The organism is Aquimarina sp. AD10 (assembly GCF_003443715.1).
In the GTDB taxonomy this organism is placed as follows: domain Bacteria; phylum Bacteroidota; class Bacteroidia; order Flavobacteriales; family Flavobacteriaceae; genus Aquimarina; species Aquimarina aggregata.
Map to the genome: position 1 here is coordinate 634,275 of NZ_CP031965.1, position 18,514 is coordinate 652,788.

Here is an 18,514-nt window from a genome sequence, read left to right on the forward strand (position 1 = left end):
TAAGCACTTATTAGCTATGTTTTATACACCGTGTTGTAAGCCGTTTTTATTCGGTTTTTTTAATCAGTTCGATATTATAAAGTTCAATTTCGGTCAAATATTGTTCAACCTTTTCGTGTTGAGCTCTATACCATTCTTGCTTTCTAAAATACTTGGCCATTTCTCCTCCTTTTTTAAAAGTATAACCATATCTAGCAAAAATTTCATTTCTCATTAATTTCAAATCTTCCGAACTCATTTGTTTTAACTCTTCTATATTTAATTTTCTAGAAGATGCTTGATTATATTTTCCATAATAGATGTTCTCAAACTTGAGTTGCGTTTTAGTTCCAATTTCAAATTCACTATCCTGAATCCAACTCGTCCAAGGATTGTCAATCCTAAGTCCCTTTACCAAATCGCCAGATTCTGTTTTATATCTTATGAATTGTCCAGAATGTTGGTCGCTTGTAAACTTTCCTTTTTTATCTATCGATATGTTTGTTAATGTTATGTAATTACTTTTCCAAATTCCAGTATTTTCTTCCCAATATCCATTCTGAACTTGTCCAATTATACAATCTCCTGAGAAAAATAAGTGAAAATCAGATTCGCTTTCACTTTCTCCAAAATGATAAGTCCCAGCGTATTCAATTTCAAATTTTGGTGTCCAATTGGTTAAATCTGATTCATTAATCTCTAATCCTCCCCAATATTGAGCAAAAGTGAATTTTGAAGTAAAGATTAGGATTATTAATAATATTCTCATTTTTTTCTCAAATGGCTTACAACGTTAAATGTAAACGTCTGTGCGTGTAGAAAGTCACTGACTTTCGGAAGGGCACAAGGCGTTACACTTTTTGTTTTTTGAAATTAATTCGATTGTAAAATAATAAAATTTGTAACGCCGACCTCACAAATACAAAACTCCCTTAGCTCAAAACACTAAAAAGCATTGCGATTACATCTTGTTGTGCGTTCGTTATTATTTTTCAAATTCGTAATCTCGTTCTACTTTTGCAATTCTTGTTTTAAAACTCCTATACCATCCATTTCGTCCCTTCTCTCTTGCTATTGAATGTGCTGCGTTATCCTTCCATTTTTTAATTGCATTCAAATCTCTCCAATATGAAACAGTTATTCCAAGTTCATTTCTTGCACTTTCAACTCCAAGGAATCCATCTTGTTCCTTTGCTAAATCAACCATTTTATCAGCCATTTTTGAATAGCCATTATCTCCTTCTGTCCGAGTCGAACTGAAAATTACTGCATAATAAGGTGGAGTTGGTGTTTTTGCTATCATATTTTATTTCCCTTAGCGTTTTTTATTTTTCCAGCAGACCAAAAAATAAAATCAAGTTTTTTAACTTCTGTCAATCCGTGATTCTCAAAGTTTAAATCAAATAACAAATTTGTTTTTGGAATTAAGCCAGAGTTTAATATTTGAGCGTACCCTTTAGTTATTACTTCAAATTGTTCTTTATACTTATTCAATTTTTTGTCAAAATCTGACTGATAAGGACGAGACAAGTTAAACATCCTCGCTACTTCACTATCATATATAGGAAAAGTGTCATCAATAGTGTTAATTAACTTTGTGAAGAATGAAAATTGAAACGTATTTTGCCCCTTTCTATTTGGCAGATAGTAGAGCCTTTTTAAAATCTTATTGAAATCAAATTTCTTTTCATTCCTATTTTCTTCCAATATTTTGAAATATTCACATTTAAATTCAGGCGTTAAACCTGCATTGTCTATTCGATAAAAACTCCTAAATACAAATTGAAATAAGTGATTTTTTAAAATATCAGAATTCTCAAACTCTGTTTTTAGAAAATTATAAACATCAATACTTTCTTGTTCAAGATTACCAATTATCTCACTCGAATGATTTTCAATCCAGTATGATATTTCTTCAATTTTATTCATTGTAATTTATCTTGGCTCTAATGACGCACAACGTTTGATATATGTGTCGTAGCAGGGCAAATTGTTACCTTGCTTTTTGATTTTTCTGCGCATTGGTTGCTAACTTTTTATTTTTGCAATCATTGCACTTTACCAAAAATACAACAACCATTCGGTTCATCACTTTGCTGCTATGATCACATATATAGTGTTGTGGTGCGTTACTTTTTTATTTCTATTTTCCACTTAGTAGTGTCTAATTCCATAATTTCATTTCTACTCCAATTTGTAAACTCTTCACAAGTGAATTCTAGTTTATTTCCATCCCATTTTTTAAATCGGATATCGTCCATTTTAAAAGGGCTTTCAATTTCTCTCATTTCTTTAAGTGATTTTTCCATCTTTTCGATTTCGTAAAAAGTATGAAATATAAAATCCCCATTTGGCGAAACTTCTATATCTTGATATTGAGTTTGGCTTTCCGTTTCGATTATATCCAGTTCCGTTGTGTCAAGTCTGAATATATAATCAGAAGTTAAAACAATAATTTCGTTTCTTGGTTCAGATACTTTCACTTCTTTCGGCATACCGCAAAATTGTCCGACTTTTTCAAACCCGTTTTTATCTGTAAATTTTATCCATGTCCAAGATTGCGAATTCCAGGGACTTTCTACATCATAAATTCGCTCTTCATATTCTCCAGAATAAGGTTGGTTTATTATATCCGCTTTCACAAATTTTGCTTATTTCTTATTTTTTTTGCAATGAACCACAACGTTTAATATATGTGTCGTAGCAGGAGAAAATGTTACCAAGCCATCGACTTTTTCTGCGCATTGGTTGTTAATTTTTACTTTCTGCAAGCATTGCGCCTTACCAAAAACACAATAACCTTTCGATTCATCACTTAACTGCTATGATCACATATATAGTGTTGTGCGATCGTTTATTGTTTTCTATAATATTCGTTCAATTCCACTATAAATCTATTTCCTCTTTCATTATCAGCGGTCATTAATTCCTTAAAATCATTTGAATAATGGTGTTTTTTAGTCAAATCCTCATGATCAATAAAGACAATAGGATATTCACTATTTTCTCGTTTTTTCGTTGAATCAAAGCATAAAAGTCCATAATCCTCAAATCCCGCAAAATAAATAAGTCCTTTTTCTATTAAAAGTTTAGGTTCGTAATATTCAAAAAACCATTCTTTAAATCCATTGAGGCTTTTATCTGGTAAATGAGTTGGAAAGTTAACTGTAAAATCAGGAATATCTAATTCATAAAAATGCTTATATTTTAAAAAATGTCGATAGGAGCGAGGTAATTCAATTCCGATCATTTTCTCAAGTCGGTTTAAATCCGAATCATCCAATACGCTAGGAATCGGTTTCCAACCCTTCCAATCACTATCAATTGGAATAGTTGGGTCAAACATTTCTTCGGACATATCTGGGTCAGGAGTAGACATTAAAATTTTTTCCTTTGCCATTTTATCAAAAGTACTATCAATAATATCTTCCAACCACCTCATATTAATTCTTTTTTAATGACGCACAACGGTTTGGCTATACGCAGTGTCCCGAAGGGCATTGCGTATAGGTGTTGTTGTGCTGCGTTATTTCTTTTTTATTCAACTTCTGTAAATTCTGTTCCTGTCCAAATTTCGTGATTGACTTCACAGTAAGCACATACTTCAATTAAATTTGCTATAGTGTCAATTGCTCCAACATTTCTAATTATCATTTTGCTGTCCTTTCTATATTCTGAACCGAGTGAAGTTCCATATCCACCAAATATTTCACCTGTTTTTCTGTCAACAACAACTCCACTTTGACAAGGCGAACCACAACCCCAAGTCACCAATGTATATTGTCCTGCGAAGTTTATTCCATTGGCACATTCATTTTTAATTTGGGTTATGAATCGTTTTGCATCTGGGTCTGTCGAAAAATCAGGGTCAGCTAATTTTCCGTTATAAATGTCAGCTGGATAATCCTTGAATGCGGTTTTGGGTTGGTATTTTTTATAGATCTTTACATTATCGTAGTCGATATTTTCTCCGATAATCACATCATTATGATATCCGATTAAAATTTCAAATGTCGGGAAGTTGTCAACTTCATTTTCATTCACAACTTTAACCTTCGCTAGCTTGTCTCCAAGTATCAAATAGCCGTCAGTATTCAGTAAAGTGTCAGGTTGATTTTCCTTTTGTTGAGTGTCTGTCTTTGTTGAATCGGAAATATTCAATACTCCTTTTTCTGAGTTGTCCTTATTGGATTGACAAGACAGAATCAAAAAACAAGTTAAATATGTTAGTATTCGTTTCATTTTAAATGCAGCACAACGTGTTTGTGTATGGTTTCGTTGCGTTGAGTACTAAGTTAGCAAATAAACACAAACCCATTGTTCAGCAGCAAGGATTTTCCGAAAGGAAAATCAGACGCAATGAACTATACACGTTGTTGTACCTAGTTTTTTTAACAATAATCATCTATAGAATCTTTTCCAGTCCATCCAAGACCTTGTGCTAAGTAAAACTGTTTTTGTGCTCCGATTAAAGTGAAAAATGAGCCAAGGCTTTCATGAATAAATTTTTCATTCTCAATATATACTTTTGCTAGTGCAAATTGTTTTACGTTGTCACTAGTTGTGATAACTAACAATTCTTTATCGTTTTTAGATGTTTCTGCGTTCTCAATAGTAGATTCTCCATATTGATTCTTTGAAAAAACACTTCCTATCACAAGTTTTTCCTTATACGCTTTAATTGAGTCATCGGTTAATGATGTTGGACAATTTGGAAATTCAGATTGAGTTTTCCAATTTTTTTGAATTGCATTATATGTTAGAGAATCAGTCAGTGGGTTTTCCTCAACATAATTATCAGTTTTTTTATTAAGATTTTTGAATATCCATTCCCCTAATTGACCTCCTTTTGGGATTTTACCTTCTTTAGCCCACTTTTCTAAATTCTTTCTGGTATTGTCCGATTCTTCTTTTGTAACTGTTCTCATCCATTCAAAATTTTGTTCAAGCTCTCCGTTTGTTGGATTGGATGGATCTGCAAGGAAATTGTCAACACTTCCGTACATGAAAATTATTCTTGATAGAGTTATTTGGTTTAGTAGAATGTTTTCTAACCTCGTTATCCACCTTAAGTTGTCAGGTCTATTATTTTTCCTATTAGTGTCAATATGATCGACAACATGTTTTTCTGATGGTTGTTTTCCATGATAAGCAGTTGCTACAATTCTATGAACTTTTTCCGATGCAAAATTCCAATAACCATATTGTTTATCAGGTGTTCCGAAAGTCCATTTTTCGTCTAATGGCCTTTTCCTTTTGTTTCTTCTTTGTAGTCTGAAAATAGAACCATTTTCTCTTACACGATAAGTTTCACCACGATATTCGCAGATTTTTTCAGGTTCATTTATGTCAAATAGATTGTACAAATCTTTCAATAATAACTTGGCTCTAAAATTAGGTACAACGTCTCGTATAAGAAACGTAGGGCAGGTGATAAGCACTTTCGTTTCGGTTTATTACTTAGCTAAATATAAATATTTTGCTTTTATCTTTTTTACTATAAACGCCAAATTTTATATTTAGCGGACTTTGTAAATATTTACAGACCTTTCGATTTAGCACAAACGCCCTATGTTTTTTATACCTTGTTAGCATTAGTTTTTTTAGTCGAATGATCGATAAAATTACCGTCTTCATCAAAGAGGTAATTCCGTTTTCCGTTTTCAATTTCATTCAGTATTTGTTCCTTATTCTCAATATCTCCAATCATATCTTTAACATAATACCTAAGAAATTGACCTGGCGAAGTAAATCTTTCGTTCTCATCTAATAATATTACTTCATCCGGAACTTCAGCTACGATTTTATATTTTCCATCGTACCCAATCAATGAGCGATAAACAGGTCTCTCTTTTAGACTTAAATTGATAAAGTTCATATGAGCAACAATTTCTCTTAATTGAAAACCAGACAAAGAACCATTTAACTTCATCATTTGTTCATTAAAAGCAGTTAGTCCAGCACAAGAATCATTCAAGTTTGCGATTATTGAAATATCTCCAGTTTGTAACATTATAGTTTTTCCAGTTTGACTGTCCAAGTAGTCAAATCCGCCTAAACTATCGTGAACTATTGCTGGTAAAATAAACATTGTTCCGTAAACTCTTTTGTCAATATCCGCTTTAGTATGATGACTTCTTGCTATACAATGTATGTGATGAAAATCTTCCCAGTAGTAATCGTCAGAAATGTAGCCTAGATCTTTTCTCCTGTCTTGACTTGATAAAAGATTTCTATCTTTTAAATGAGTTTTTAAATAAATCAACGAAAGCCACTTAAAAAGTAACTTAACTATTTCAGTGTCCTGTTGAATTTCTTTTATCATTTGCTCATATGGCTTTGATAAAAGTTTGCTAATTGGAGTTTCGTAAACATCACCTAGTTCACTATTGCAATCAACACAGCAAGGCACAACATATTGACCATATCTAAATTTTGTTCCATTAGGTAAAGTCACAAATTGTTTATGAAGACTATGCTTTTTTAGTAACCAATTTGGAATAATGTGTTCGTCATTAAAATCCTTGGAATCAGGACTTGCTCCACAAATAAAACAATTATCGTTTTCGATTATTGATTTAATGAAATCTTGGAGATTATAAAAGACTATTTGTCCTTTAGAATTTAATATCGTTAAGTTTCGTAAGTCTTTTTTCAAAATTAATGCTAACGTTTAATATATGTGTCGTAGCAGAGCTAAATGTTACTGAGCCATCGACTTTATCTGCGCATTGGTTGCTAATTTTTGCTTTCTACAAGTATTGCGCCTTACCAAAAATATAATAACCATTCGATTGATCACTAAGCTGCTATGATCACATATATAGTGTTGTGTATAGTTTTTATATTTCCCGTAATATTTTTCCGTTTTCGAATTCAAATTCCAGGATAATTTTTTGGTCATTTGATTCAGGCAATCTTTTTATAGATTTCGCATCGTCAATTCTAAAAAACTCATTATTTATTTCAAAGTTAAAATCAGTTTTGCCTATCTCACGTTCGAATATCCAGTAATCCTTTAATACAGATATATATGGCATCGCGATTACACTTTTTGAAGTTTCACGAATATGGATTTCATTATCTATTTTTATTGAATCCTGACTAACTATTGCAAATCCAATTGTAGTTAGAAAAGGCACCATCATTGGCAATAAACTCATACCAATCATTATAATCAAAATTCCACCATAAATTTTAGCCCATCTTCTTCTAATGTACTTGAAAACAATATAAAACGTACTAATGAACCAAACCCATAATATAGTTCGATCTATTAAATTTCCTATAAAAGAAATTTCAAAAGTTAGATAAAAAATTAAATCTATCAACAGCAAAGAGGTTAACCCGATATATATCTTAATTTCTTTATTCACTTTTCGATTTATTCAAGAATATTGTACACAACGTTAAATATAACAAACGTTGTTGTCCCGAAGGGCAACTATGTTTTGTTATATAGTGTTAGACACAGTGTTTTTATTTAAAATTTAATACCATTCTTTTCTAAAGACTTCATAAACCAGTCTTCCTCAGCTTTCCAGGAATCGTCTTTTTTTAATTTATTAATTGCGATTTTTTTTAAATCAGAATCTTCACTTTCTACCAAAAAATCAATAAAACCAAGTAAATCATAGATTTCATTTTCAGTCTCAAATTTGGCATCTAAAAATTTAGTTTTAAAATAAGTTCTGAATTGCAAATCGTATTCTTTAGGATAATGTTTGTTTAGATAATTAAAAGCTACAAAATCATTATAGTTTAATAATAATTCCAATATTCTTGAATTATATCCTCTGCTATAAGTTCTGTTGGAAAGGGCTTTTCCATAAAGTAAAGGATCAACTTTGTTTTTTGAGAAAATTATTATACTATCGGTCTTTTTCATTTCGATATCGGCTTTTACTTTCTTCGACATCACCAAATTTTTTATAGAATCGTTGTTGGAGGTACCTTCTAAGGCTTCAAATCTGATTTTGTTCCAATATTCATTATAAATTACAGAAGAAGTGCTTTCATAATCTCCTAAACAACCATCCAACGTTTCAATTAAAGCAGGCTTTGTTAGTTCAAAGTTTAAAATTTTTGACAAAGGATATTTACTTGTTTGGATCAATTCGGTTGCAGCGTAAGTGCGAATTACAGGGTTTTGATGTTTGGATAATTCTACGATTTCATCAGTTGAGAGTTTACTTTTTAATTTTTCCCAATTCAAATATTGTTTTGATTTCCAACATCCAGGACCAGTACACTCCGTATGAAATTCATTGACTTTAATAATAGAATCAATCAATTGAGTTGATGTTTGAGAAAAACAAAAACTAAAAGTTAACACAAAAAGTACATTCAATAATTTTTTCATATTGTGTCTAACGGTCTAGTGTATGGTTTCGTTGCGTGTTTAAGCAATAAAGTTAGCAAATAAATCACAGATAGAAAGTCCGCGAGGACTTTCGTAAGTAGGCTCTAACTAGCAATGAATTATACACATTGTTGGCAGTAGTTATTTTTTCAGTTGCCTATTTTTAATTATAGCAAAAACAAATACTATTAGAACGTGAACCAATAAAGAAACTGCTAATCTAAAAAGGAAGCCTAAACCATATTCATCGTGTTCCCAAATAGATTTACCACAAATTAAAAAAAGTACATATGCTATGATTAGAATTCCATTCGTTACAAAAAATGACTTAAACTTGTTCCAGTCCGAAAGCATATAGATACTTGAAATCCATAAAATGAGTGGCACGAGAATTATTAAAAGTATTTCCATTAATTTTTTAGTGTTTTGTCAAATTCTATTAGCGATACTTTATTTTTCTGTTTTGTGTATTCTCCGTGAGCAATTCTGTTCTCATAATCAACGGTCAGATAATCAGTCCAGCAGGCAAAGAATTCATAATCTCCTTTATTTCCTACATCAGAGTCATTTTCAATTCGCAATGGTGAGATTAAGTAATGTTTTCCGACCTCAAAATTCGAGATATATGGTCTACATAAAATTCCATTGTCTCCCCAAATTTTAATTCGTTTTTTTGATTCAGTTCCTTTATATTTTTTAATTATCTCAACGGTCATTGAAAAAGGCATTTTTTTATCATATCCGTCAATTTCATAGTCCAGAAAATCAGAATATTCAATAACTTTTACAAGAGCAACTAATTCATTTCGGTGTGATATTACACTAAACGAACAATCTCCGTCGCAATCACAGTCACAAGCAAATGAGTTGAAAGAAATCAACATCATTGTCAGTATTGATATTTTCTTTAGATACGGGTTTTTCATAATTATTGCCAACGTCTCGGCTATGGTTAGTATGGGAATTAAAAGTAGTGAACTTTCGATTAAGCACTCAGCCAAAACTTTTTATTTTGTTTTATCTTTTCTTTTACAAAGCCAAATCAAAAGATTTGGCGGACTTAGTTTAAAAGCACTAAACTTTTTGGGTTAAGCACCAAAACCCGTATTAATTATAGCCATTGTTAGCATTTCGTTATTTTTTATTCATTCCAACCTTCAAATTTGTGCATTCTCCATTCAGTTGGTTTTAGAGAGTTCTCATATTCAAGAAGTTCTTTATGAGCATCTTCAACTATTGTTTTATTGTCATACCAAATATCGTCAGCAGGATAGGAACAGATTCCATTTGTCAATTCCGATATTATAGCAGAAGAAAGAGAAGACATTCTTAATTCAAGAGAATTATGCGAACCCCAATTAAATGTCAGAACTAATTTACAATCAGCAAGCTTTGAGTCAATTTCAGTGTTTGCGTATTCCACTTTTTCATTTGATTTATTAATCAACTTTTGGAAGAATGACTTTTTAGGCTGAAGAGATTCAAGTTCTTTTTGTAAATCAAATTCATCTTTGTAAAATTCAAATCCAGAAATGAATTCCTTGTCTTTCAATTCCTCATTTTTGGGGTTTTTAAGTCGAATTTTAAAAGGTAAAAACCCACTATGGTCATTAAATGAAAAGTCAGGATGTATTTCACATTCCATATCAAATTGATTCATTCTTTCAATCCATTTAGGAATAATAGAATCATCAATTTGTTTTACATAAACATTTAAATCTAAACTCATATTTTTAATTTTGTTCTAATGAATGCTAACGTTTAATATATGTGTCGTAGCAGTGCAAAATATTACCTTGCTTTTCGATTTTTCTGCGAATTGGTTGCTAACTTTTGCCTTGTGCAAACATTGCGCCTTCATAAATATACAATAACCTTTGGATTGATCACTTATCTGCTATGACATCATATATGTTGTTGTAGCGGGTTTTATTTTTCTTAGTAAGATGCTCCAGATTTACTCACTCCATATTCGTCAGGAACATACAAATGAAATGTATTTTGTTCGTCATAAAAGTCTGGTTCCGAAATTATTGTTACCGTTTCACCAATATTATCTATCAAAACCTCTTTTAGTTCGTTAACATTCTCAACAGTATTCCATTCCGAATCACCTTTCTCTTGATATTCTCGGTAAGTATTATTTACAATTAAGAATTCAGGTTCAAAATTGTCTTTGACTTGAGATTCCGTTATGGTTTTTATAAAATCCTCAGTTACTAATCCATTATTTAATTCATTAATTGCTTTAAATACAGTTATTGAGTCACTTGTATTACTCTCATTAATAAGTTCACCTATTTGATTTGGATTTTCCAGAAAGAAATAATTCCGATTGTTTCCAGAATTTGGTATTCTAACCAATGCTAAAACTCTATTGTTGTCTTTTAGCAATTCAGTTACAGATTTTATAAAGTCATCTTTCGTCATTTATAGACTTTGATTTAATTAGCTACAATGGTTCGTGTATAAAACGTAGCGTGTAAAAAGATACTACATTTTGGGTTTAGCACAGAGCCAATTTTTTATATTTTGATTTAACGTTACAGTTTAAAAGCCAAATTAAAAACTTAGCGGTCTTAGCAAATAAAACGCAAACCTTTTGGTTAAGCACATATTTAGCTATGTTTTATACATCGTGTTAGCAATAGTTATTTTATTTTTCCAATTATTCCCTCTCCAGTTTTTTTGTCTATAAATCCGCTTTCCAATCCAGATTTATTATCCAAATTTTTATGGTCAATTATGTTTTCTCCAAACGACATTTTATTCCTCATTTTTTTTAAGTCAAATACCTTGTCAAAATAAATCCAATTTGCAGTGTTTTGAGACCAAGCTTTTCCGAAAAACGTAATCTTTGTATTTTCCTTAATCAAACGTTTCGCTAATTTTTTTAAGTCAGGGGAGTCAATCGAATTAGAAAAGTCAGAGAAATAATTTTCAAATTCGATTATTTTCTCTCCGATTTTGAGCTCAAACCCAAGACTGTCAACAACTGTTCGACTTAAAGCTCCGTTTAGTTCAGAAAAAGAGTTATGCGATTTTAAAATCCGATTTAAAGATTTCAAAACTTCGTTATTGGGATTACTAATAATTTCAGAATCCAATTCCAATAATAATCTGTCTTTTTCTATGTTGAAGTCTGTCATTACTAATTATTGCTAACGTTTAATATATGTGTCGTAGCAGAGCAAAATGTTACCTAGCTTTTCGACTTTTCTGCCCATTGGTTGCTAACTTTTCCATTTTGCAAGCATTGCGCCTTCATAAATATACAACAACCAATCGATTGATCACTTTGCTGCTATGATCACATATATGTTGTTGTGGCACGTTTTTATTTTCTTTGTGATAACATTATGTCATCAATATTTTCTAGACATTTAAATCGTATTCGATTACTTCCCCAATGGAAAGAATTCATTTTTTTCTCATTCGTTATGTCGAATTCTATTTTCTCTCCGTTATAACTTTCATCATCATCGGCTCCAATTATTGGAGTTATTTCGATTATTGCGTCAAGGTTTTCCGTAGAATCATTTAATTGAGGCAGAAACCTTTCAGATAGATGTATTTCTTTAATGAATGGCCTCCAACCTTTTTTATATGCCAGACTTCCTTTTATTCGGTAACTAATAAGGGACTTACTGTTGAATAAATTTAGTTTACTGTCAATTATTTTAACCTCAAAAGTGTTCACATTAAGAGCTTCTTGTTTAGACCACCATCCAATTGAGTGAGTTTCCGTTATTTCAATTTTCGGATTTCTTGGTTCTGTCGATAAACTATAAAATAATAATTTAGGTAAAAGAAAGTAATAAGCAAGAGTAAGAGTTATTATAATTACTCCGCTCCATATTAATAATTTTTTCTTTTTTGTCATTTTTTTACTCAATGTGCTACAACGCCAAATATATGAATCGGAGCAAGGCAAACAAGCTTGAACCAATCGATCTATCTGCGCATTTTTATTTCTTGTTTAATTTATAAAAATCTAGCGCCACTGTAAAAAGGAAATGACCCTATGATCTAGCACTAAACTTTGCTCTGATTTCATATATGATGTTACCAGTTTTTTTATTCCGATTGACTAATTATTTCAATTGTCTGCTTTTCCTCAATGGGTTTTTTAATTCGGATATTGATTTTGATATACTTCCATTCTCCGTTTATTCTATTAGCAGAAATATCCATAGAAGCTTTTCTTTTACTTCCTTTAACACGAATAGATAAATCAACCGATTTATTATCTTCAGAATAACGAACTTCACCTTCCAAAATAGCTAAATTATCTATAGGTTCTAATTCACCTAAAAGATCAGTCACTCTTTTATTCCGTTGAGCTTTTTCAAGTGCATTTTCATAAAGTTCCGTATCCGCGTATGCTTGAGCAAAATCAGTCATATGTCCTCCCATTCCAGAAGAGAAAAATAAAACTATAGAAATCAAAGTAAAACTCATAAGCGGCAAAAACCACTTCCAATTCCGTTTCCACCAACTTTTTCTCTCAATTATTTCGTTATTCATTTCACTTTTTTGAATTACTGGTAACAATTGTGTATGTGTAAAAGTAAACATATTTTCATTATAGCAATCTTAATCAAGAGGATTCTTAATGGTGTTAAAAACCGTAGTAGCTACATGAGTATAGATCTCTGTGGTTTTAGTAGAATTATGTCCTAATAATCGCTGGATGTACCTTAAATCAGTACCGCTTTCTAACAAATGAGTTGCAAAACTATGCCTTAAAACATGCGGAGTAATAGTTTTTTTAATCCCAGCTCGATGAGCAGCTTGCATTACTACTTTTACAATACTTGCCCCAGAATATTTTGATCTTTTTTGACCTTCAAATAAATAATGAGTTGGTTTATATTCTCGGTAATACAATCGTAAATCTTTTAGTATAGTTTTAGATAATAAACTAACTCTACTTTTACCTCCTTTTCCATTTGTCACCTTGACTACCATTCGTTTACTGTCAATATCTTCTAGTATGAGATTTTGTAATTCACCTCGCCTCAGACCAGAAGAATATAATAACCCAATAATACATCTATGCTTACTATTATTAGTGAGTCGTATCATCATTAAAACTTCTTCTTTACTTATGACCTTTGGTAGTGTTTCCTTTTTTCTAGGTCGCTCTATACTATAAAACCTGTTGGGCATTCCTAAAACAACTTCATAATAAAACTTTATTGCATTAATAGCTTGATTTATAGATGAATTTGATTTTCCTTGCTGAATTAAATATTGTAAGTATAGCCTAATGTCATTTTCATCTAATTTGATAAGATCAATATTTGGGTAATAGTTTATAAAAGCTTCAAATGCCAGAACATATGTTTTTACAGTACTATTAGAGTATCTTTTTAATTCTAGTTTCTGTAAATAGGATTCTGGACAATAACGATAGGAGCTAGAAGGTGCTCTATTTCTAAACCATTGTGTATCTATATGCAAGTTGTCTGAGTTTATAATCCTGTTTTTGAAAAAGAAACTACTGTTCACCCAAGCCACACCTTTGAATGTATTAAAAATTAAATCCAAATTTTCTTTAGTATTACTAATATATGCCATGGCGTACTTGGTACTCCATTTTGGATCAGGAAGTTCCTTAATTAATGCCTGTATGACCTTGTCAGGGTGAAATTGCAAGCCAATTTTTTTCTGACTACCAATTAGTAAGTGTTTTAATGTAATGTTTTTAAGATGACTCATAGAAGTAAAAATGAATAAATTAAAAATAGTAATCGAATTTTATTCGTATAATATTCGGATATTATGCGAATAAATATTAAAATATGAGTGAGTGCCTTTCTTGTGGAAATATAATTATAGGTAGATCAGATAAAAAATACTGTTCTGTATATTGTAAATCAGCACATCAATATCAAAGGCGTAAGTCAGAAGAAGAACAATATTATAGTATAGATAGACAATTAAAAACCAACCGAAAAATATTAAAAGCGTATAATAAATCGGGTTTGTCAACCGTGCGAAAAGAAAAGTTGATTGCAGAAGGATTTGATCCAAAATATTTCACGCACTATTGGAAAAATAACAAGGGTCAGGTGTATCTTTTTTGCTATTAATATGGGTATTTGTCGTTAAAAGAAAATCAAAAAGAGAAATATGTACTTATAACTTGGCAAAAGTATATGGACAAATAAAAGCAGTATTCATTCTGGTTTATGATTTAGCAACCGCAAAGAGTAAATGAGTTCCCGAATTAGTAGCGGTATCTAATTTTATGGCTATTGTACTAGTTTGAGAATCAAAAACATGAGTAACGGATAGTGTTCCTTTTTTTTTGGATTCTACAAGTGAATAGTCAGAAATAAATCGTGATAGTAATTTTAAAACATAGTTTTGGTCATTAGTCATATACGTTACCTGACCTGATTTGTTGTTAACCCGTATACCGTAAAAAATACCTTTAGTTTCTTTCCATTGATAAAAAGTATATTTTTCATTGGATTCATCAGATTTTATAAAACTCTTCTGCTTTATAAAAGATTCAAAACTTGTATTATCCTTTGCTTTTACATATTCGGATAGTGCAGACCAATCTTTTTCATTTAAAAATTGTCCAAAAATTGTAGTAGAATAGAGTAGGAGTAGAACACAGATAACAAAAGAATACTTCATGAAACTATATTTGGTGTGTATTTCATAACGAATAATGTAAGTATTTATGATGTATTAGTCGATATAATTTTGGGTAATTATGTTTGATTCATTGTTTTCAAATAGCTTAAATAGCAGCTAATTATAAGATTTTTTATTTGATACCTTATTTTTAGAGTTTTATACCAAAATTTCTAGGCTTTATTACATTTTTTTGGATGTTGATAGTTATTTCATTGTTCCTTTACAAAAGAATTACTGGTACTTATACACTAGTAGTTCGATAGCACTAAATAATAACTTTTAAACCTTATACTACAATGGAAAATACTATTTCAAACGGAAAAATTGAGAATCTAGAACTTGAAGGGTTCCCTCCACAACAACTAATGACTTATCAATCAATTCAACTGACTAAAATCTGTTGCTCTGAAGAAATCTCTTTTAACAATATTTCATCAAACGAAATAATACCTCCAGTTGTTAAAGCATATTTTTCTGAAAAGAAAGACCAGATTATAGTTGAAGCAAAACTTTTCATAATTTCTTCATTCATTCCTAGTGAAATCACAATGACTTATCAATATACTACTTGTACTACAGGAGTGCCTCAGATAACTATTTATTTTATTTATAATACAGGTGTTGTAACGGAATCATTAGCTCTTAATGGTCCAAATGGAAAATCATCAACTTCTATTTATAACCTTTATTCCTGTAAGCCATTTACATTAAAAGCGCAGAACCCTATTACGGGACCAATTATAAACATACAAAGTTTTCTTAGAGATATAGATCCTGTAACCTCAAGAGGTACTGTGACAACAGTGCAACCTAGCTAATAGTAACGTATTCTTATTTTACTTCACAAACTTTGGTTAAAAGCAGGGATTTTTCCCTGCTTTTTGTATATTGTATTAGTAGTACTTTATGAAGAATACTAATGCGACCAACTTTTATAATAGCCCTTCTATTTTTTTGTTTTACAATAGAAAACAACCTATTTGCACAACAAAAAAAAGATCCAATCCTTTTTGAAAAGGAAATAAGAATTAAAAGTGACCCGTTTATCGGGGAAACTAATTTTTATAAGGCACGATCATTCTTTTTACAAAAAGAGTGGGACTCTACCTTGGTTTACTCTGCGCAACAACTCAATCAACCCGTTAAAGATTCCAAAATTCAAGATTTTTGTCATTTTTTTAGAGCCTATAGTTTCAATAAAAAGAAATTGTTTCAAGAAGCTAAAAAAGAGTTTTCTAAAATTTCTTATGACTTTGAGTTTTACATTCAAACCAACATTTATTTAGGAGAAATTGCTATAGAACAAAGAGAATTTCAGAAGGCTATTGATTATTTTAAAATTATTGAGAAATCAAATGACCACAAGTTAATCAGTAAGGTAAAAGTGAATATAGAACATAATTTAGGGATTTGTTATTTACACCTGAAGCAATATGATAAATCAGAGGCGTATTTATTAAAAAGTATTGAAGCTCCAGAAGTAAAAAAAGATACCTTAAAATTAGCACGTTTCTATGGTGATATGGGGGTTTTATATTATGAACAATATAATGATGAACTGGCGATATCATACTTTCAAAAAGCATATCAATTATCTAAATCTACAAAAGACTATAAAGTAAAACAAAATATGGCGCTTAATATGGCTGTTGTAGAGGAAAACAGGAAAAAGTTTTCAGAATCATTACGATATCGAAAAGAATACGAAAAGTGGAAAGATTCACTAAATAATCAAAGTAAAATTTGGGAAGTCGCGCGGATAGAAAAAGAATTTGCAATAAAACAAAAACAAAAAGAAGTTAGCTTGCTAAAGTCAGAGAACAAAGCTAAGGTAGCAGAGCGAAATGGCTTCTTGTATACGGCTATAGCATTGTTATTACTGTTACTTACGACTATTTATTTTTATAGAGAAAAAGTAAAGTCTACTAGGATCATCACAACCCAAAAAGAAGACCTTGATGCTTTAAACGCAACAAAAGATCAAATTTTATCAATTTTAAGTCACGACTTACGCTCATCAATAATAGCTTTAAAATATAGTAATAGACTGTTGTCTGATGAGCTGGCTCCTAACAATCTTGATAACGTAAATAGCTTACTTGATCAAAACAGTACGATGGTGAATAGTTTATATAATTTATTAGATAATCTATTACATTGGGCATTATCACAAACTAAAAATTCATATTTTGAGATCACTTCATTGCGGTTACTTTCTATAACAGAACAAGTAGTGTATAATTACCTACCGCTCATGAAAGAAAAAAATATCATATTTACCAATAACGTATTAAAAAGTGATATGATTCAAGCAGATCAAGAGTCTTTTAAAATTGTGCTTCGCAATTTAATTGATAATGCCATTAAGTTTTCTGATCAAGATGGTACCATAACCTTGTATACTCAAAATACTCATGATATGTATTGTGACCTTGTGATACAAGATACAGGTGCTGGTATGACAGAAGAGACAAGATTAGAACTTCTTAAAGATTCTGTTTTATTGGCTAAAAAAGAGCACGAAGATAAAATTGGTACCGGTTTAGGGGTGCAGTTGTGTAAAACCATGATCAAAAAGAATCAAGGGATGTTTGCTATCGAAAGCACTTTGGGAAAAGGGACAAAAATGATTGTATCTTTACCTAAAGCATTAACCAATGGATAATATAAACGTACTTATTGTAGAAGATAACCCTAACGAGAGTGAACCTCTAGTCGCATTGCTTAAAACCCATGGGTATACTATTGCGGGTGTTGCGACAAATTTAAAAGATGCGTTAAATATATTTTACAATAGCAATACTATTGATATTGTAATTCTTGATATTTTTTTGAACCAGATACCCGACGGTATTGCCTTTGCAGAAACAATTAATGCGGTACCTAATGCTTCAAAACCCTTTGTGTTTTTAACCAGTGCTACAGATCGTACGATATTCGAAAGAGCTAAATTAACTCAACCTTTTAGTTATTTATTAAAACCGTTTAACGAGTTAGAATTACTATACGCTATAGAAATGGCATTAGAACGATTTTATGCGCAAAAGAACGTCTTTTTAAGTGAGGATCAGGATACAGTTATTAGCGATACCTATTTATACATAAAGAAAGGAAAGGGATTAAAAAAAGTATTTCTTGAAGATATTATCTATATCGAAGTAGAAGAGAAGTATTGTAATATAATTACTAAAAAAGAAAAGTTCGTTATTTTAATTTCGTTAACCAAAATATTAAATTTACTAGATGCCAATATGTTTAGTAGAACACATAGAAACTTTGTAGTTAATATGCAAAAAATAGAAGAAATAATACCTGCCGATAATCTTATTATATTATCAGATAATCATCAAGTTACTTTAAGTGAAACCTATAAAGGGATTATCAAAAAAGTGCGAACATTAAAATAAATAGCTTTTCTGTAGTATCTAGGTATGGATATTATCAATTAGTTTTATAACATGAGAAGATATCTAGATTCCCTATTTATCTGATTTTATGAATAAAATACCTCGTCTT

The 18,514-nt window shown here is 30.8% G+C and carries 22 protein-coding genes; 4 read left to right on the forward strand and 18 right to left on the reverse strand.

Annotation, left to right across the window (positions count from 1 at the left end; genetic code table 11):
* Positions 1-46: 46 nt before the first annotated feature.
* The 17 genes from D1816_RS02595 to D1816_RS02680 all read right to left on the reverse strand — a co-directional run bounded on the left by D1816_RS02595 (position 47) and on the right by D1816_RS02680 (position 14,065).
* Positions 47-748 (reverse strand): YARHG domain-containing protein, encoded by a 702-nt coding sequence (locus D1816_RS02595; protein WP_118501073.1) that lies wholly within the window; start codon positions 746-748, stop codon positions 47-49.
* A 216-nt stretch (positions 749-964) separates the two neighbouring features.
* Positions 965-1,282: an antibiotic biosynthesis monooxygenase gene (locus D1816_RS02600; protein WP_118501074.1), complete on the reverse strand. Its 318-nt coding sequence runs from the start codon at positions 1,280-1,282 to the stop codon at positions 965-967.
* Positions 1,279-1,908, reverse strand: coding sequence for a hypothetical protein (locus D1816_RS02605; RefSeq protein ID WP_118501075.1), 630 nt, complete (start codon positions 1,906-1,908; stop codon positions 1,279-1,281). Before D1816_RS02605 ends, D1816_RS02600 begins: the two co-directional genes overlap by 4 nt.
* A 200-nt stretch (positions 1,909-2,108) precedes the next feature.
* A complete protein-coding gene (locus D1816_RS02610) occupies positions 2,109-2,621 on the reverse strand; it encodes a hypothetical protein (RefSeq protein WP_118501076.1) in 513 nt (170 codons plus the stop codon).
* A 212-nt stretch (positions 2,622-2,833) separates the two neighbouring features.
* The gene (locus D1816_RS02615) at positions 2,834-3,421 is read right to left on the reverse strand and encodes an SMI1/KNR4 family protein (protein ID WP_118501077.1); all 588 of its coding nucleotides are present in this window, start codon (positions 3,419-3,421) and stop codon (positions 2,834-2,836) included.
* A gap of 95 nt (positions 3,422-3,516) precedes the next feature.
* Positions 3,517-4,221, reverse strand: a complete 705-nt coding sequence (locus D1816_RS02620) for a hypothetical protein (protein WP_118501078.1) — start codon at positions 4,219-4,221, stop codon at positions 3,517-3,519.
* A 149-nt stretch (positions 4,222-4,370) separates the two neighbouring features.
* A complete protein-coding gene (locus D1816_RS02625; RefSeq protein ID WP_199729964.1) occupies positions 4,371-5,420 on the reverse strand; it encodes an HNH endonuclease signature motif containing protein in 1,050 nt (349 codons plus the stop codon).
* Positions 5,421-5,557: 137 nt separating this feature from the next.
* Positions 5,558-6,637, reverse strand: a complete 1,080-nt coding sequence (locus tag D1816_RS02630; protein WP_118501079.1) for a hypothetical protein — start codon at positions 6,635-6,637, stop codon at positions 5,558-5,560.
* Positions 6,638-6,821: 184 nt separating this feature from the next.
* Entirely contained in the window at positions 6,822-7,355 is a 534-nt protein-coding gene (locus D1816_RS02635; RefSeq protein WP_118501080.1) for a hypothetical protein, read from the reverse strand.
* 107 nt (positions 7,356-7,462) lie between these two features.
* Entirely contained in the window at positions 7,463-8,341 is an 879-nt protein-coding gene (locus D1816_RS02640) for a hypothetical protein (protein WP_118501081.1), read from the reverse strand.
* Between the two features lie 410 nt (positions 8,342-8,751).
* A complete protein-coding gene (locus D1816_RS02650; RefSeq protein WP_233565295.1) occupies positions 8,752-9,342 on the reverse strand; it encodes a hypothetical protein in 591 nt (196 codons plus the stop codon).
* A gap of 140 nt (positions 9,343-9,482) precedes the next feature.
* Complete coding sequence (locus tag D1816_RS02655; RefSeq protein ID WP_118501083.1) at positions 9,483-10,070, reverse strand: hypothetical protein; 588 nt, start codon at positions 10,068-10,070, stop codon at positions 9,483-9,485.
* A gap of 209 nt (positions 10,071-10,279) precedes the next feature.
* Positions 10,280-10,771: a hypothetical protein gene (locus D1816_RS02660; protein ID WP_118501084.1), complete on the reverse strand. Its 492-nt coding sequence runs from the start codon at positions 10,769-10,771 to the stop codon at positions 10,280-10,282.
* A gap of 221 nt (positions 10,772-10,992) precedes the next feature.
* On the reverse strand, positions 10,993-11,490 hold the full coding sequence (locus D1816_RS02665) for a hypothetical protein (RefSeq protein WP_118501085.1): 498 nt from the start codon (positions 11,488-11,490) through the stop codon (positions 10,993-10,995).
* 188 nt (positions 11,491-11,678) lie between these two features.
* Positions 11,679-12,236, reverse strand: coding sequence for a hypothetical protein (locus tag D1816_RS02670; RefSeq protein WP_147405090.1), 558 nt, complete (start codon positions 12,234-12,236; stop codon positions 11,679-11,681).
* 182 nt (positions 12,237-12,418) lie between these two features.
* Entirely contained in the window at positions 12,419-12,868 is a 450-nt protein-coding gene (locus D1816_RS02675; RefSeq protein WP_118506199.1) for a cytochrome c oxidase assembly factor Coa1 family protein, read from the reverse strand.
* Between the two features lie 69 nt (positions 12,869-12,937).
* The gene (locus D1816_RS02680) at positions 12,938-14,065 is read right to left on the reverse strand and encodes a tyrosine-type recombinase/integrase (protein ID WP_118501087.1); all 1,128 of its coding nucleotides are present in this window, start codon (positions 14,063-14,065) and stop codon (positions 12,938-12,940) included.
* Between the two features lie 83 nt (positions 14,066-14,148).
* Here D1816_RS02680 and D1816_RS02685 point away from each other — a divergent pair, with 83 nt between their 5' ends.
* Entirely contained in the window at positions 14,149-14,439 is a 291-nt protein-coding gene (locus tag D1816_RS02685; RefSeq protein ID WP_369887175.1) for a hypothetical protein, read from the forward strand.
* Positions 14,440-14,536: 97 nt separating this feature from the next.
* Here D1816_RS02685 and D1816_RS02690 read toward each other — a convergent pair whose 3' ends face one another.
* Positions 14,537-14,995, reverse strand: a complete 459-nt coding sequence (locus tag D1816_RS02690) for a hypothetical protein (RefSeq protein WP_118501088.1) — start codon at positions 14,993-14,995, stop codon at positions 14,537-14,539.
* A 299-nt stretch (positions 14,996-15,294) separates the two neighbouring features.
* Here D1816_RS02690 and D1816_RS02695 point away from each other — a divergent pair, with 299 nt between their 5' ends.
* From D1816_RS02695 to D1816_RS02705, 3 genes are all read left to right on the forward strand, one after another.
* Positions 15,295-15,816 carry a hypothetical protein gene (locus D1816_RS02695; RefSeq protein ID WP_118501089.1) on the forward strand — a complete coding sequence of 174 codons (522 nt, stop codon included), beginning with the start codon at positions 15,295-15,297 and terminating at the stop codon, positions 15,814-15,816.
* Between the two features lie 101 nt (positions 15,817-15,917).
* A complete protein-coding gene (locus tag D1816_RS02700) occupies positions 15,918-17,663 on the forward strand; it encodes a tetratricopeptide repeat-containing sensor histidine kinase (protein WP_118501090.1) in 1,746 nt (581 codons plus the stop codon).
* Entirely contained in the window at positions 17,656-18,405 is a 750-nt protein-coding gene (locus D1816_RS02705; protein ID WP_118501091.1) for a LytTR family DNA-binding domain-containing protein, read from the forward strand. Before D1816_RS02700 ends, D1816_RS02705 begins: the two co-directional genes overlap by 8 nt.
* Positions 18,406-18,514: the final 109 nt, after the last annotated feature.